This is a genomic window from Veillonella sp. (genome assembly GCF_015058545.1).
In the GTDB taxonomy this organism is placed as follows: Bacteria; Bacillota; Negativicutes; order Veillonellales; family Veillonellaceae; genus Veillonella_A.
Genome location: NZ_SVCB01000020.1, coordinates 1 through 16686 on the forward strand (window position 1 = coordinate 1; position 16686 = coordinate 16686).

The following is a 16686-nucleotide window of genomic DNA, read 5'->3' on the forward strand; positions in this document are numbered from 1 at the left end:
CGTAGCGTTAACCTTGACGCCGGCACTTTGTTCCATGATGTTAAAACCACATGTACCGCAGGAACATGAAAACTTGTTACATCGTGGGCTTAATAAATTCAATGATGCATTGGAACGCTTTAGTGATTGGTACGGGTATCAATTAGCACGCTTGGCTAAACATTTATGGATCACTGTAGCCGCTTTATTAGCATTTGCTTTGGTTTCTGCAGGCGTATTCCGCGTATTGCCATCCGCTTTCGTACCACCGGAAGATAATGGTTACTACATGGTAGCCGTTAACTTGCCGGAAGGGGCTACTTTATCCCGTACGATTGCCGTGCTCGATAAAGTACAGGGCTTCATGAATGAAGATTCGGATATTGTCGACAAGGCCGGTATTGCGGGCTTCGATATTTTGGCCAGTGCTCAAAAATCCAGCGGTGGTTTGATGTTTGCTACTTTATCTGATTGGAGCCAGCGTAAAGGGGCCGGTCAGGATGTAAATAGCAAAATCGGTAAATTGATGGGCTATGCCGCTACCGTTCCGGAAGCGACCATTTTACCGTTGAACCCACCACCAATTCCTGGTTTGGGTAACTCCGGCGGTTTCTCCATGTATATCATCAATAAAGCAGGGGATTCCACAGCCGAAATGGCACAAGTTGTTAATGACTTCTTAGGTGAAGCTCGTAAACAACCGGTATTCGGCTCCATTTATACAACCTTTACTGATAGCACACCTACTTATAATTTTGATATTAACCGTGATAAAGCGGCTCAAGATGGTGTGAGTGTGTCTGATATCTTTACGACCTTGCAAGGTTATTACGGTTCTATCCAGGTTAATGACTTTAACCAGTTCGGTAAGACTTATAAGGTTGTAATTCAAGCCAGCCAGGATTACCGTGTTTCACCGGAAAATAACAACAATATCTATGTAGCTAACAGCAGTGGTACTTTGTATCCGGTAGCTAACTATGTTAAAGCTGTATCCACAACATCGGCTTCGACGATTACTCGTTTTAACAACTATCCGGCTGTTAAAATCGGTGGTTCCGAAGCAAGCGGTTACAGTTCCGGTGATGCCATTGCCGCTCTTGAAGAAGCAGCTAAGAGCTTGCCACAGGGCTATGATTACGACTGGGCCGATCAAAGCCGTGAAGAAGTTAAAGCCGGCTCCCAGACGATTCTTATCTTAGGCATGGGGATTATCTTCGTATTCCTCGTATTGGCCGCTTTGTATGAATCCTGGAAAGTACCGTTTGCCGTATTGTTCTCCGTACCATCCGGTATCGTAGGGGCTGCATTGATTCCTTGGTTATTAAACTTGACCGGGGCTTACAGCTTAACCAATGATATTTACTTACAGATTGGTTTGTTGACCTTGGTCGGCTTGGCGGCGAAGAATGCGATTCTTATTATCGAATATGCTAAAATACGTGTTGATGAGCGTGGTATGCGCTTTGTGGATGCGGCTATTGAAGCGGCGAAGATTCGTTTACGTCCTATCTTGATGACGTCCTTAGCGTTCATCTTAGGTTGTATTCCGCTCGCCATTTCCAGCGGCGCCGGTGCAGGTGCTCGTGTATCCATGGGTATCACCGTAGTAGCCGGTATGACATCTGCTACCTTATTCGGTATCTTCGTTATCCCGATGTTGTTCATCTTAATTGAAAATATCGGTGCCGGTAAAAACAAAAAACATTAATACCTAAGTCTATGAACTCTCGAAACTTGCCCTAGTGTAAGCTTTGAAGTGAAAGACCTGTAAAATATTAAGCGAGTATGCTCTTTTGAGTGTACTCGCTTTTTATATATAATTCGATTGTTGCATATTATGTATAACTTAAATGAAAGAATACATGATATAATGTTGTTAATTAAAAGTGCACAGATGTGTAAAGGTAGGAGGCGATGCTTAACTTGTGAGTGGGCCGACTCAAGTTTTTAAGTGTTAACTTATTCAGTAAGAGTCGCCGGGTTGTGTAAACGGTTATTGGAGGATGACCGTAGGTGTTCGTAGTAGTAGTGAGGAGGTAAGTAAGTGAATATTATTATTTCGGTGATTGTCATTCTCTGGATTGGTACCTTGGTATTCAAAAGGTACAAGGCACAGGCTGTTTTATTCATAGGCGGTATGGTGCTTTTGGCATTGGCCTATTTAATGGGCTACGGCACAATTCTTGGTGCTAAACAACAAACGGGTAACTTTATTTTTGATATTTATGAACTCATTCGCATTTTATTCAGTGAACGCGCCGCTAAATTAGGCCTTAATATTATGGCGGTAGCGGGTTTTGCCCGTTACATGGACCATATTGGTGCATCCCGTGCGTTAGTTACCTTGACTATTAAACCGCTTAAAAAATTAAAATCCCCGTATTTAGTACTCAGCGCTTGTTGGGTAGTAGGGATGATTATCGGTCTTGCTATTAACAGTGCGTCCGGTTTGGCCATGTTATTAATGGTTACTATGTATCCTGTATTAATTGCGTTAGGCGTAAGTAAGTTGTCCGCAACGGCGGCCATTGCAACGACTCTTTGTCTCGACTGGAGTCCAAGTGATACAGGGACAATCTTTGCCGCTGAACTGGCGGGCATCGATCCTGTAACGTACTGGCATTCCTACCAAGTGCCGGTAGCTCTTTGGGTATTCCCGGTAGTTGCAGTACTTCATTATGTTGTTCAAAAATACATGGATAAACGAGATGGTCATATTGTAGTGGCTCAGGACGCTGTGGTACACGAAGAAAAAATGACCAATGAAGACTTAAAAGAAGTAAAAGCGCCTTTATACTATGCGATTTTACCGATTATTCCGCTAGCTTTAATTTTATCTTTCTCCAGCCTCTGGATTTCTTGGATTAAAATGAACATCATCATGGCTATGTTAATCGGTACGACTGTGGGTATGATTTTCCAATATTTGCGTACCTTTGACGGTAAGTCTACGCTGGCTGATTTGCAGGTTTATTTTGACGGCATGGGTCGCCAAATGGCAAACGTAGTCAGCCTTATCGTAGCCGGTGAACTCTTTGCTAAAGGCCTTATGGCTATCGGCACAATTGATGCACTCATCAACTGGGCCAAAACATCCGGGTTCGGCGGTATCGGTATCACTCTCGTGATGGTATCCATCATCGGTATTTCGTCAATTGTTATGGGCTCGGGTAATGCGCCGTTCTTCGCCTTTGCCAACTTGGTACCATCCATTGCGGCATCTACCGGTGTGTCGGCAGCGCTCATGATTTTACCGATGCATTTTATCGCCAGTGCGTTCCGTACCATTTCGCCGATTACGGCTGTAATCGTAGTAGCCGCCGGTATGGCTGGTATTTCACCGTTTGATTTGGTTAAACGTACGGCTATTCCGATGATTGGCGCAGGTATAACGCTCGTTGTGGCAAACTTTGTAATGTTCTTATAATCAACATTTTGTGATTGAAAGACCTGTATAGTTTTTATATAGCTTTTTAAAAATTTAAAATGCTACTTCATATCTCCATCCGCTATTGTGTCGGATGGAGATATTTGTTTGTAAAAAGCATGCTATAATGCTTATTTACTCATACTGCAGACGGGCAATTTATGGTATAATGAATAAGATAAATTAACTTCGTTAATTCTAATTTTTTTATGAGGTGATATACATGAGTGAAAATGTTATTTTAGTAACCGGCCATAAGAGCCCTGACACAGATTCTTTTTGTTCCGCTTTAGGTTATGCCAATTTAAAAACACAAATGGGCATGCCTGCCAAAGCTATTTGTGCCGGTAAAGCAAATAAGGAAACTTCCTTCGTGCTTGATTATTTCAAAGTAGAACATCCTGAAATCGTAACAAGCTTTGCCGTACGCATTAAAGACGTTATGGAAAAAGTTCCGGCGGTAGACGCTGCTGCAACTTTAGAAGATGTTTTGGCATGGCGCAACACTCATGACATGAACCGTGTACCGGTTGTAAAAGACGGTAAATTCGTAGGCGTAATTTTGCCAAGCCGTTTGATCGATGCTTTAGCCGGTGCTTGGCTCGATAAGAAAACCGTAACTGCCGCCGACATCGTATCTAAAGCAGGTTGTCAGTTGGTTTCCCCTGAATTAAAATTAAAAGAATTCGACCGCGGTCATGCCGGTGCGTTCCCGGTAGTTGAAGAGGATACTTACTTTGGCATGGTTCGTTCCAAAGTGGAAGCACCTAAAGAAAAACAAAAAGTCGTATTAATCGACCACAATGAAAAAGTACAGATTATCGACGATATCGAAGATGCGGAAATCATTGAAAATATCGACCATCACCGCATCGGTGGTTTAACAACGGAAAACCCTATTTTCATTCATTACGAGCCGGTTGGTTGTTCTTGCACTATCGTGGCTAACTTCTACTGGCAGTACGGTCAGGAAATTCCTAAACATATTGCGGGCTTACTCTTATCCGCCATCATTTCCGACACTGTATTGTTCCGTTCCCCAACATGCACACCAAAAGACGTAGAAACCGCTAAGAAATTGGCTGCTATCGCCGGTGTAGATTTGGAAGCGTACGGCCTTGAAATGTTAAAAGCCGGTGCCGACGTATCCGATTTCAGCGACGAACAAATTGTTCGTACCGACATGAAAGAATTCGGTGCTAACGGTCAGGTTATCAGCATTGGTCAGTTGACTACTATGAATGCTGAAGAGGTATTGACTCGTAAAGCGGCTTTGTTAAAAGCTTTGGAAGAATTGCGTACATCCAACAATTATGCTGCATCTTACATCATGGTTACGGATATCTTGAAAGAAAGCACTAACTTATTATTCGCCGGCGATGCTGACGCTATCGTTAAAGCTGCTTTCGGTCAGGAACCTAAGGAACAGGAAGTATTCTTGGCTAATACTTTGTCCCGTAAAAAACAAATCGTTCCTCAAATCTTGGGAGCTATGAAATAATACGACTAAGTAGCTATATAAGTAAAACAAAAACGTTGCCCTTTGCAACGTTTTTGTTCATTCTGATTACACTGTGTAGAAAGGACTGTTATGAGTAGTATATTTGACGACTTGAATAAAGAGCAACAAGAAGCAGTACGCACAACGGAAGGACCTCTACTGATTGTAGCGGGCGCCGGATCCGGTAAGACGCGTGTACTGACGTATCGCATTGCTTATTTATTATCACAGGGTGTAAATCCTTATGAAATTTTAGCCATTACCTTTACCAATAAAGCGGCTAAAGAGATGAAAAGCCGTGTTGAGGATTTGGTAGGTTCTATGGCGGACCGTATCTGGCTCAGTACGTTTCACTCCTTTTGTGCGAAGTTTTTACGCTTTGAGCTGGATAATTTCCTCGGCTACAGCAAAAACTTTACGATTTATGATACAGGGGACTCACAAGCCGTTATTAAGGGGGCGCTGAAGAGCCTGAATCTGGATGATAAATATTTCCCGGCCGGAGCCATGCTGAGTGCTATTTCCGATGCGAAGAACCGCCTCTTGATGGCCCATGAGTTTCGCATGGAAGCTCGTGATTTTTACAGTCAAAAAGTGGCTGACGTATACGAATATTATGAGAAAGAACTCCGCAAGAATAATGCTCTCGACTTCGATGATTTGCTCATGGTAGCGGTTAAACTTTTGCAGAGCCGTGAAGATATTCTTCAGAAATACAGTAATCGCTTCCGCTATATCATGATTGACGAATATCAGGATACGAACCATGCTCAATATACGTTGGCTCATTTATTGGCCTCCAAATGGCAAAATATTTGTGTTGTAGGGGATGCGGACCAGAGTATTTATGCTTGGCGCGGTGCGGACATTCAGAACATTCTTGATTTTGAAAAAGACTATCCGGCTACTAAAACAATAAAACTGGAGCAGAACTATCGTTCCACGAAGACAATTTTGGAAGCGGCCAACGCTGTTATCGACAACAACGAAGGGCGTCCCGATAAAGTCCTTTGGACGGATAAAGACATGGGGCCGAAGATTCGCCATTTCGAAGCCCAATCGGAGCAGGAAGAAGCGGCTTTTATCAGTGAAACCATTGCTAAACAGCACGATATTCACGAAGTACCGTATGGCAACATGGCTATTTTATACCGTACCAATGCGCAGTCCCGTGCCCTTGAAGAAGGACTCATTAAACGGGGCGTTCCATACGTAATGGTAGGGGGCACGAAGTTCTATGACCGTAAAGAAATTAAAGACGTGTTGGCCTATTTAAAGGTACTCTTTAATCCTTTTGACGATTTGAGCCTCATGCGTATTATCAACGTGCCAAAACGCAGCATCGGTGCTACGACAGTTGCTAAGTTGCAGGATTATGCTCGTGAAACGGGTAACTCCTTATTTATGAGTTTGACTATGTTAAGCAATATTCCCACAATTAAGGGAAAAACGAAGGAAAAACTGGAAGAATTCGGTATTTTGATTTTTACCTTAGTTGCCATGATGGATAACCATAATGTATTGCAGATTTTGGAATCGATTTTGGAAAAAACCGGTTATCTCAAAGAATTGGAAGACAGCACGGATCCGCAAGACGAAGCGCGCGTAGAAAACATCGGTGAATTGTTATCCGTAGCTAAAGTATTCTTAGATGAAAACCCAACCGGCACGGTGCAAGACTTCTTGGAACAAGTAGCGCTTGTAAATGATGTGGATAGTTATGAACAGGCTGATTCGAAAGTAACCTTGATGACCCTTCACTCCGCCAAAGGCTTGGAATTCCCAATCGTGTTCCTGGCCGGTATGGAAGAAGGTTTATTCCCACATAGCCGCACCCTTATGAATCCGGAAGAAATCGAAGAAGAGCGACGTCTTTGCTATGTAGGTATTACTCGGGCCGAAAAAGAGCTTTACCTCTTAAATGCAACGACTCGTACCGTATTCGGGCGCACTAACGGTTATTTACCGTCACGCTTCTTAAAAGAAATTCCGGAAGGCTTGATTGAAGAATTACGGCCTAAACGCAAGGTGCGTGAAGATATTCAGCGTCATGTGCCGTCTCATTTATCCGTCATGTCTCGTCCTGTAACAAAGCCTACTCTGCGCAATCCTGTAGTGGAGAACTGGCAAGTGGGCGATACAGCGGTTCACTCCAAATGGGGAAATGGCAAGGTTATCGAACTTCAGGGGTCCGGTTCCGGCTTGAAGTTAAAAATAGATTTTCCGACGCAAGGGGTCCGTTTGATTATGGCTCAATTCGCGCCGGTTAAACGTCTTGAAAAATAATTGGGTTAATAAATAACGCTTTAAAAGCAAATAGATTGTATTAAGCTACATGATGTAGGAGAAAAATCATGCCCACAATGAAAGAATTAAGAGCAGCCGTAGCCGGTGCCGCTACGGAAGAAGCAAAAGCACATGCTTTGCAACAATTATTGGCTCATGCCGGTTATTTGTACTATGTAAAAGATGCGCCGGAAATGGAAGACTATGAGTATGATAAACTCTATCGGGAATTACTCGATTTAGAAACGGCTCATCCCGAGTTTGTTACTTCCTATTCGCCAACTCAGCGTGTGGGAGCCAAGATTGAAGGGGATTTTCCGAAAGTCGTTCACGGACGACCTATGTTGAGTCTCGGCAATGTGTTCAGTGATGCTGAAGTGCGTACGTTTGCAGAGCGCACCGAACGCGATCTCGGGCATCGACCTGAATATGTAATTGAGCTTAAAATCGACGGTTTGGCTTGTAATCTTCACTATGAAAACGGCGTTCTCGTAAGAGCTGTAACGCGTGGTGACGGCCGTGTCGGTGAAGATGTAACAAATAATGTGCGTACCATCCAATCGGTACCGCTTTGGATTGAAAACGCTCCGCCTTATATTGAAATTCGCGGCGAAGTATACATGCCTCATAAGGAATTCCAACGCATTAACGAAGAACGCGAAGCGGCGGGGCTCCCGACCTTTGTAAATCCCCGTAATGCCGCAGCCGGATCACTTCGTCAGTTAGATCCGGCCATTACAGCCAGTCGTAATCTCGACTTCTTCGCCTATGCTGTCGGTTCTTCGGAAGGCTCCGATATTCACTCTCAAAGTGAACTCTTGAAACGTTTGGCAGAGTATCATTTCCATGTAAATCCAAATTATAAAGTGTGCCAAACCATTGATGAAGTGATTGAGCGTATTGCTTATTGGGATACGGCTCGTCATGAATTGGCTTATGATACGGACGGTATGGTAATCAAAGTGAATGCTTTTGAAGATCAGGAACAATTGGGGACTACCGTTAAGGACCCTCGTTGGGCTACGGCTTTCAAATATCCACCGGAAGAAGTGGAAACTATCGTCAAAGACATTACCATCAACATCGGCCGTACCGGCGTTTTGACACCGACTGCCGAATTGGAACCGGTATTCGTATCAGGCACTAATGTGGCGCGTGCCACCCTTCATAACGAAGATTTCATCAAAGATAAAGATATTCGCATCGGCGACCATGTAATGATTCATAAAGCGGCGGAAATTATTCCGGAAGTTATTAAATCCTTGCCGGAAAAACGCACCGGTGCGGAACGTGAATTCAGCATGCCGACACATTGCCCGATTTGTGATTCACCAACCGTACGTCAACCCGGTGAAGTAGCCGTACGTTGCAGCAATCCCCATTGTCCGGCCGTGGAAAAAGAAAAGATTATTCACTTTGCCTCCCGTGATGCCATGAATATTGACGGCTTGGGACCGAGCATTATTGAAAGTCTCATTGCCTATAAGTTAATTGCTACCGTAGCCGATTTGTACAGCTTAACGGAAGAACAATTGGTTACGATGGAGCGCATGGGTAAAAAATCGGCACAAAACCTTTTAAAAGCCATTGCAGACTCCAAAACACGCGGTCTTGGTCGTTTGCTCTTTGCGTTGGGTATTCGTCTTATCGGTGCCAAAGCGGGCCGTACTATTGCGGAGCATTTCCCCACTATGGAAGCCTTGCAGGCGGCTACGGTTGAAACATTAACGGCGGTCAGTGAAATCGGACCGACCATGGCTGACAGCTTGGTGGCTTATTTCAAAGAACCATACAATTTGGAACTCATTGCAGCCCTTCGCGAAGCGGGCGTTGTGATGGCGGAAGAACAGGTGGAACCGAGCGGCACCGAACTGGAAGGGGAAACTATTGTTTTGACAGGAACACTTGAAAGCATGGGGCGTAAAGAAGCGGGCGAACTCTTGGCGGCTCACGGCGCTAAGATTACTGGCTCCGTAAGTAAGAAGACGACCATCGTTATCGCCGGCGCTGAAGCAGGCAGTAAGCTTACCAAAGCGGAATCTTTGGGCATTCGCGTTATGGACGAAGCGGAGTTTTTAGAATTAATCAAAGATTGGCAATAAATAATAGTCTTTTTAGAAGTAAATATAGACTAATCACAAATGCGACCTTTTGAATAAAACACAGATTGACTATAACGAGTTTTAAAGCAGACAATATGTCAGCTTATTTTGTATTGTCATAGTCAATTTGATATAATAATAAAATGGAAAGGATGTGTACGCATGAAAATTGATCGGGAAGAAATAAAAAAAATTGCTTTATTATCTCGTTTGGAAATTAGCGAAGAAAATATGGGCACTGTAGAAAAAGCCTTAAATGACGTATTATCGTATGTTGCTGAATTGGAAGAATTGGACCTTGAAGGAGTAGAGCCTATGGCCCATGCAGTTCCTTTACATAATGTATTCCGTAAGGACGAAGTGATTCCTTCGTTGCCACATGACTTGGCAATGCAGAATGCACCTGAAGAAGAAGACGGTTACTTCAAAGTACCGCGCGTTATACAGGAATAGGAGGAAGCACTGTGACCATTCATGAATTACATCAGAAATTAGTGGCCAAAGAATTATCGGCCGTTGAATTAACGAATGCCGTAATTGCCCATAAAGCAAAAACAGAACCGACAGTACATGCGTATTTAGCGGATTCTCACGAACAAGCTTTAGCGGTAGCAGCTAAAGTTGATGAAAAAATTGCAGCCGGTGAAGCGATTTCGCCGTTAGCCGGTATTCCCGGTGCTGTAAAAGATAATATTTGTATTAAAGACCAACAGGCAACTTGTGCGTCTCGTATGTTGGAAAACTTCGTGCCTCCATACAATGCGTCGGTTGTAGAAAAATTAACCGGCGAAGACTATGTAAGCCTCGGTAAACTTAACATGGACGAATTTGCCATGGGCAGTTCTTCCGAAAGCTCCGCATTTGCTAAAACAACGAACCCTTGGAACGCTGATTATGTACCGGGCGGTTCTTCCGGCGGGGCGGCTGCTTCCGTAGCGGCCGGCAGTGCTGTGTGGGCGTTGGGTTCCGATACAGGCGGATCCGTGCGTCAGCCGGCGTCTTATTGCGGCGTAGTCGGTTTGAAACCAACCTATGGTAATGTATCCCGTTACGGGCTCATTGCGTACGCTTCATCTCTTGACCAAATCGGACCTGTGACCCGCGACGTAACTGATGCGGCCATCGTGCTCAACGCTATCAGCGGTCACGACCATCGCGATTCCACGTCTATTCCGGGCGAACGTCCCGATTACACCAAAGCATTGGTGAATGACGTAAAAGGTCTTAAAATCGGTATGCCGAAAGAATATTTTGGCGAAGGACTTAACAGTGAAGTACGCGAAGCGCTTGAAAAAGCCGCTAAAGTTTATGAAGGTTTAGGTGCTGAAATCGTTGAAGTAAGCTTGCCTACGTCTAAATATGCTTTATCCGCTTACTATATCATCGCCTTGGCGGAAGCCAGCTCCAACTTGGCTCGTTATGACGGCGTAAGCTACGGTTTGCGTGTACCGGCGGATAACTTGGTTGAAATGTCCACGAAGACTCGTTCCCAAGGCTTTGGCGCCGAAGTACAGCGTCGTATCTTGCTCGGTACTTATGTACTCAGCTCCGGCTATTATGATGCTTACTATTTGAAAGCTTTGAAAGCGCGTCGTTTGATTAAAAACGAATTTGATGCGGCTTTTGAAAACGTAGATGTATTGTTGACTCCAACAGCGCCAAATACAGCTTTCAAATTCGGTGAAAAGATTAATGATCCATTGTCCATGTACTTGGAAGATATTTGTACCACCCCTGTTAACTTAGCCGGTATTCCGGGTATTTCCATTCCTGCAGGCTTTGCTTCTAACGGTATGCCAATCGGTATGCAGTTATTGGCACCGGCTATGGGTGAAGAAGTTTTATTCCGCACGGCTTACACATTTGAACAGGCTTGTCCGGAATGTAATAAAGTCGCATCCATTGGGGAGGTTACACTATGAAATATGAAACAGTCGTAGGGCTCGAAGTCCATACGGAGTTAAAGACTAAATCTAAGATTTTCTGTGGTTGTACCACCGAATTCGGGGGCGACCAAAATACACATGTTTGCCCTGTATGTTTAGGTTTACCGGGCGTTATGCCGGTACTTAACCAAAAAGTGGTTGAATATGCTATTCGCGTCGGCTTAGCTTTGAACTGTGAAATTTTACAATTCAATAAATTCGACCGTAAAAACTACTACTATCCGGATTTGCCAAAAAACTGGCAGACATCCCAATATGATTTGCCAATCTGTTTGAACGGTCATATCGATATCGAAGTGGGCGGCAAAACTCGTCGTATCCGCATTACCCGTATTCACATGGAAGAAGATGCCGGTAAATTGGTTCACAGTGGCAATACTATCAGCACATCCGATTCATCCAACGTTGACTACAACCGTACCGGTGTACCTTTGTTGGAAATCGTATCGGAACCTGATCTTCGCTCCGGTGAAGAAGCCCGTGCTTATGTGGAAAAAATCCGTTCCATCATCAAATACTTAGACGTTTCCGATGTTCGTATGGAAGAAGGCAGCCTTCGTTGTGATGCCAACATTTCCGTTCGTTTGATGGGTGAAGAAAAACTAGGTACTAAAACTGAAATTAAAAACATAAACTCCTTGACTGCGTTGCAGAAAGGTGTTGAATACGAAGCTATCCGTCAGGTTGAAACCTTGGAAGACGGCGGCACTATCGTTCAGGAAACCCGCACCTGGGATGACAGCAAAGGCATGACTTTGTCCATGCGTAAAAAAGAAGCGGAAAACGACTACCGTTATTTCCCTGAACCTGACTTGGTACCAATCGTTATTACGGATGAACAGATTGAAGCGGCTCGCCAGTCCTTACCGGAATTACCGGATGCAAAAATGGCTCGTTTCCAAGCTGAATACGGTTTATCTGAAGAAGACAGCTCCATTTTGACAACTATGCGTGAAACCGCCGATTACCTTGATGAAGCCGTTAAAGCCGGTGCCGATGCTAAAACAGCAGCTAACTGGATGCTCGGTGATTTGTCCAAAATGGTTAACGAAGCCAATATTACTTTTGCCGATGCGAAAGTTAAACCGGCTCAATTGGCCGCTATGATTGAACTCATCAACAAAGGCACTATTTCCGGTAAAATTGCGAAAAAAGTTATCGTTTCCATGTGGGAAACCGGTAAAGATCCGCAAACTATAGTTGAAGAACAAGGTCTTGTTCAGATTACCGATACCGGTGCAATTGAAGAAATCGTAAAACAGGTTATCGCCGATAATCCTAAGTCTGTTGAAGACTTCAAGAGCGGTAAAGGCAAAGCCATCGGGTTCTTGGTTGGCCAAGTTATGAAACTCAGCAAGGGCCGTGCAAATCCGGGCGTTGTTAACGAATTATTGCAGAAACATTTGAACGCATAATTTAAACTTTTAAGCGTAAGAAATAGTGCCGACTTTTAGATTTAAAATACAGGAGATTGCTATGGAAGATAAACAATCTTATGATTCTAAACAAACTAGTGTGTTATCGGAAGAAGAACGCCGTGCGTTTGATGGCGTGACCATAGATGAAAGCGGGCGTGAGCAGTCTGAAGAAGATATTCGTCGTGAAAACCATGCCAAGACACATGAAATGTCTGACGGTAGCGGATTTAATGACTATTTTCAGCAGACAATTCCGGGCGTAAAAGTGTTTACCATTAGCTCCTTCGGCTGGAAGGGTAAATTAATCATGGCCGCTTTGGCAGTCGTTCTTTTTAGTGTGTTAACTTTCTTTGGTGGTTTATTTTTAATTGGATTTATTGTGTTGGGACTAGGCGTCGGTATATGGGCGCTCTTGCGCAAGCTTTTTTAAGAAAATAAAGACTTCCTTATCGCGAATCGCTATCTGGCATGCAAGCATGAAGGCTGGCTTATCGCGATAAGGAAGTCTTTTCGCGTATATAAAAGCAATTGCCAAGAGGCGCCTCATATACTAGGGGGTTGGGGGCGTGCATGCACGAAAGGCTAGCTTGATGGAGAAGTCTTTTCACGTTTAAAAGCAATTATCAAGCGGCGCGGTCCCGATTTGCAAGCGGCGCCCATATACTAGGGGGAGTGGATGGGGCACGGTATGAAAGGAGTTTATATGCAAATGAATGAAAGGCCGATTGTGGCTTTGATGTATGATTTTGATAAAACGCTGTGCACTAAGGATATGCAGGAGTATGGTTTTATTCCGGAGCTTGGAATGACGACGGCGGATTTTTGGCGTGAAGCTAATGGTTTAACCGATAAAGACGGTATGGACGGTATTTTGGCGTATATGTTCATGATGGTTAAGATGAGTAGGCTCCATGAAGTGCCAATCACGCGGCAAACGTTAAATAAATTAGGGGAAGGCATTGAATATTTCCCCGGCGTAATTTCTTGGTTCGATCGCATCAGTGCTTACGGTGAGTCAAACGGCGTACAAATAGAGCATTATATTGTATCGTCCGGCGTGAAAGAAATTATCGACGGTAGTGAGATTGCGAAGTTTTTTAAAAAAATATATGCCTGCGAATTTAAATATGACTATAACGGCCTTATCGAATGGCCTAAAATTGCCGTAAATTACACGGCGAAAACGCAATTTTTATTCCGCATCAATAAAGGCGTATTGGATATTACTACGAGTAGTGATAAAGAGCTGAATCAGTATACGCCGGAAGTGGAACGACGAGTACCATTCAGTAACATGATCTATATTGGTGACGGACTCACCGACGTGCCTTGTATGAAACTCGTTAAGGTCAACGGCGGGCAAGCCATTGCCGTATATAATCCGGAACAGGAGAAGGGTCTTGAATCTGCCAAAAATCTGATTAAAGATAATCGCGTTAATTTTATCGTGCCGGCTAATTACGAAGAAGATAGTCGGTTGGAAAATATAGTAAAGACTATTATTGATAAAGTAAAAGCGGTTGAAACATTGCAGAGAATGTAATATTGTAGACGAGATTCTGTATTATCGTGAAGATGAAGACGAGGAAGAAGAATGGTAGGTTGAGTCTACTGCATTGATATATCGATAAAAATCATAACAAGCATATCTTTTTGTTATACATGTGTAGTAAAAAATTGAAAAGTATTGTAATATTAAAATAGTAAGTAGTGTCGTGTTTATATTTAGGGAGGGGTATTATGAAACGAATATGGGGTATTGTTTTGATGTTTATTACCGTCTTGGCTGTTCTGGGATGCGGTACTGACAGTATTACCGGCGGTTCCGGGAAAAGTATTTTTACAGAACCGGGGTTGGCGGCTAAGGCTATTTCCGAATTAAAAGAAACACCTGCATTAAAGGGGAAAGATATTCAGGTATTTCAAAATGTACTGGTTAGCGATCTTAAGGGTGTAGGAAGCCGCATCGATATTAATATCCTTGTTCCTGACACTAATGATAAAGTTGATAACTATGTGTATCAGAATGGTAAATGGGCTGCTCCACAACCTGTTCAGATTTCGGGTGACGGTGACATGAAAGACAATGTTATGCCATTAGATGCTATCGATTACAGCAAGATTCCCGATATGTATAAAATAGCCCAAGATAAGGCTAAAGAGATTGAAGGCGGTAAAGTAGATGAACAGCTGATTTACATTTTTAATATTAATGAACGTAAATATGTTGCTCATCTTAGAATTGAAGGAGCCAGAGAAAAGTTCGAAGCCATTTTTGACTCTAAAGGCAATCTCATTGAAATGAAAAAAGAATAGTAATTATTAGTCGCTAGTTTTATACAAGTAATAAGTGAATAAGCTGGTATTTAATAATTTTGAGACGCTACTGCTATTGTAAACAGTAAGATTTAACGTTAAAACTATTGTCGTTGGAGAATTTCTAATTTTAGATTGTGTTCGACTCGGCAATAGTTTTTTTATCTTTTAAGATTGTATAGTTTACTAACCATATCGTATGTTTGCATGAAATTTCCTATTGGGAAAGTCATTAGTGTTATTTAGTTTTACATATGGGAGGGGTATTATGAAAAGGTTATTGGGGATTATTTTCATGATTATCACTGTATTGGCTGTTTTAGGCTGTGGTGGTGACAGTGACACCGGTGGTGGTAAAAAAAGTATAATCACTGAACCGGGCTTAGCGGCTAAGATTATTACCGAATTAAAAGAACAATCGGAATTTAAGGGAAAAGAAATTAAGGTGTTCAACAATGTAGTGGTTTCGGATACAGAAGAGTATGGAAATACAATTAGTATTGATATTTTGGTTCCCGGTACCACTGATAAAGTTGACAAATATATTTATATGAATGGCAAGTGGCAGAATGCAGGAGCGGCGTTCATTCCCGACGGTCTTACTGTGAAAGATAATCTTATGCCAATCGATGCCATCGACTACAGTAAAATCCCTGAGATGTATAAAGTGGCTGAGGAAAAAGCGAAATCTATTGAAAACGGTAAAGTTGAAAAATCAGTGGGATATATCTATTATGCTGGCAATCACGCATATAAAGCCTACATTCTAATTGATGGCTCTAAAGAATCCTATTCAACAGAATTTGATGCTAAAGGCAACTTTATTAAATTTATTGCCGGATGACGAGAACTAAATTTCACGCTTGAAGATGATATTTTTATTTCATATTTCTCCTATTTTTCCAATCTATAATTACAATCAATACAAATAAAAGTTATAATATAGATATAGTTAGATGTAAAAACTACATTGAAAGGAGAAATAATTATGAAAATAGGAAAGCATTCAAAGTACAAAAAGGCATTACGCACTATGGTTCTTATGGGTGCAGTTTTTACGGCAGGTGGATTAATAAGCTCGGTAAGTGCGGCTGATTCTTTGGATTTTAAAATCCAAAATTATGAAACACGTACCATGACAGTTGACGGCAAGGATGTTACCTTTAGAGCTTATGAAAATATTCCGTATGTAGCCAATCCGGTGGATACGACCTATCAGTCAATGAATGTGTATATTCCGGAAGCCTATTTTCAAAATGAAAAAGATGGCAAATATACAGCTGAATCGGCACCTATCTTTTTGCCAAATTCCGTAGGCGGCTATCGTCCGGGGAAAGCAGCCACACCGACCCTATCTAAAGATGGCGAACCAAATGCTGTTTTATATGCTTTATCCCGTGGCCTTGTTGTGGCAGCACCGGCTGCACGCGGTCGCAGTAACGAAACGGCAGAAGGTGTCTATTATGGTAAAGCTCCGGCCGCTATTGTGGATTTAAAGGCAGCTGTGGCCTATTTACATAAGAATGATAAAATCATGCCCGGTGATGCGAATAAAATTATTTCTAACGGCACCAGTGCCGGTGGAGCCTTATCCTTGTTGCTAGGGGCTACCGGTAATGAATCGGATTATGCTCCGTATTTACAAGAGGTTGGGGCAGCCGATGCGCGAACCGATATTTTTGCCGTATCGGCGTATTGTCCGATTACC

13 protein-coding genes are annotated in these 16686 nt (G+C 42.9%); all 13 read left to right on the forward strand.

Annotated features, from left to right (window positions below):
- Positions 1-1690: efflux RND transporter permease subunit (locus E7204_RS01060; protein ID WP_295180740.1), on the forward strand; the 1690-nt coding region annotated here is incomplete at its 5' end.
- 336 nt (positions 1691-2026) lie between these two features.
- On the forward strand, positions 2027-3409 hold the full coding sequence (gene dcuC / locus E7204_RS01065; RefSeq protein ID WP_295180741.1) for a C4-dicarboxylate transporter DcuC: 1383 nt from the start codon (positions 2027-2029) through the stop codon (positions 3407-3409).
- Between the two features lie 223 nt (positions 3410-3632).
- Positions 3633-4910 (forward strand): manganese-dependent inorganic pyrophosphatase, encoded by a 1278-nt coding sequence (locus E7204_RS01070; protein WP_295180743.1) that lies wholly within the window; start codon positions 3633-3635, stop codon positions 4908-4910.
- A 90-nt stretch (positions 4911-5000) separates the two neighbouring features.
- Positions 5001-7196, forward strand: a complete 2196-nt coding sequence (gene pcrA, locus E7204_RS01075; protein WP_295180745.1) for a DNA helicase PcrA — start codon at positions 5001-5003, stop codon at positions 7194-7196.
- Between the two features lie 77 nt (positions 7197-7273).
- Entirely contained in the window at positions 7274-9298 is a 2025-nt protein-coding gene (gene ligA, locus E7204_RS01080) for an NAD-dependent DNA ligase LigA (RefSeq protein ID WP_295180763.1), read from the forward strand.
- 162 nt (positions 9299-9460) lie between these two features.
- On the forward strand, positions 9461-9751 hold the full coding sequence (gene gatC / locus E7204_RS01085; RefSeq protein WP_295180747.1) for an Asp-tRNA(Asn)/Glu-tRNA(Gln) amidotransferase subunit GatC: 291 nt from the start codon (positions 9461-9463) through the stop codon (positions 9749-9751).
- An 11-nt stretch (positions 9752-9762) separates the two neighbouring features.
- Positions 9763-11220 carry an Asp-tRNA(Asn)/Glu-tRNA(Gln) amidotransferase subunit GatA gene (gene gatA / locus E7204_RS01090; protein ID WP_295180749.1) on the forward strand — a complete coding sequence of 486 codons (1458 nt, stop codon included), beginning with the start codon at positions 9763-9765 and terminating at the stop codon, positions 11218-11220.
- Positions 11217-12659 carry an Asp-tRNA(Asn)/Glu-tRNA(Gln) amidotransferase subunit GatB gene (gene gatB / locus E7204_RS01095; protein ID WP_295180751.1) on the forward strand — a complete coding sequence of 481 codons (1443 nt, stop codon included), beginning with the start codon at positions 11217-11219 and terminating at the stop codon, positions 12657-12659. The genes gatA and gatB overlap by 4 nt, the downstream gene beginning before the upstream one ends.
- Positions 12660-12720: 61 nt before the next feature.
- Positions 12721-13092 (forward strand): hypothetical protein, encoded by a 372-nt coding sequence (locus E7204_RS01100; protein WP_295180753.1) that lies wholly within the window; start codon positions 12721-12723, stop codon positions 13090-13092.
- 273 nt (positions 13093-13365) lie between these two features.
- Positions 13366-14205, forward strand: coding sequence for an HAD family hydrolase (locus E7204_RS01105; protein ID WP_295180755.1), 840 nt, complete (start codon positions 13366-13368; stop codon positions 14203-14205).
- 197 nt (positions 14206-14402) lie between these two features.
- Positions 14403-14978: a hypothetical protein gene (locus E7204_RS01110; protein WP_295180757.1), complete on the forward strand. Its 576-nt coding sequence runs from the start codon at positions 14403-14405 to the stop codon at positions 14976-14978.
- A 268-nt stretch (positions 14979-15246) separates the two neighbouring features.
- A complete protein-coding gene (locus E7204_RS01115; RefSeq protein ID WP_295180759.1) occupies positions 15247-15822 on the forward strand; it encodes a hypothetical protein in 576 nt (191 codons plus the stop codon).
- Positions 15823-15966: 144 nt separating this feature from the next.
- On the forward strand, positions 15967-16686 hold a 720-nt coding region (locus E7204_RS01120; RefSeq protein ID WP_295180761.1), incomplete at its 3' end, for a subtype B tannase.

Coding starts and splice junctions, on each gene's coding strand:
- E7204_RS01070 (WP_295180743.1), top strand. CDS start 3,633: ATGAGTGAAAATGTTATTTTAGTAACCGGCCATAAGAGCCCTGACACA.
- pcrA (WP_295180745.1), top strand. CDS start 5,001: ATGAGTAGTATATTTGACGACTTGAATAAAGAGCAACAAGAAGCAGTA.
- ligA (WP_295180763.1), top strand. CDS start 7,274: ATGAAAGAATTAAGAGCAGCCGTAGCCGGTGCCGCTACGGAAGAAGCA.
- gatC (WP_295180747.1), top strand. CDS start 9,461: ATGAAAATTGATCGGGAAGAAATAAAAAAAATTGCTTTATTATCTCGT.
- gatB (WP_295180751.1), top strand. CDS start 11,217: ATGAAATATGAAACAGTCGTAGGGCTCGAAGTCCATACGGAGTTAAAG.
- E7204_RS01100 (WP_295180753.1), top strand. CDS start 12,721: ATGGAAGATAAACAATCTTATGATTCTAAACAAACTAGTGTGTTATCG.
- E7204_RS01105 (WP_295180755.1), top strand. CDS start 13,366: ATGCAAATGAATGAAAGGCCGATTGTGGCTTTGATGTATGATTTTGAT.
- E7204_RS01110 (WP_295180757.1), top strand. CDS start 14,403: ATGAAACGAATATGGGGTATTGTTTTGATGTTTATTACCGTCTTGGCT.
- E7204_RS01115 (WP_295180759.1), top strand. CDS start 15,247: ATGAAAAGGTTATTGGGGATTATTTTCATGATTATCACTGTATTGGCT.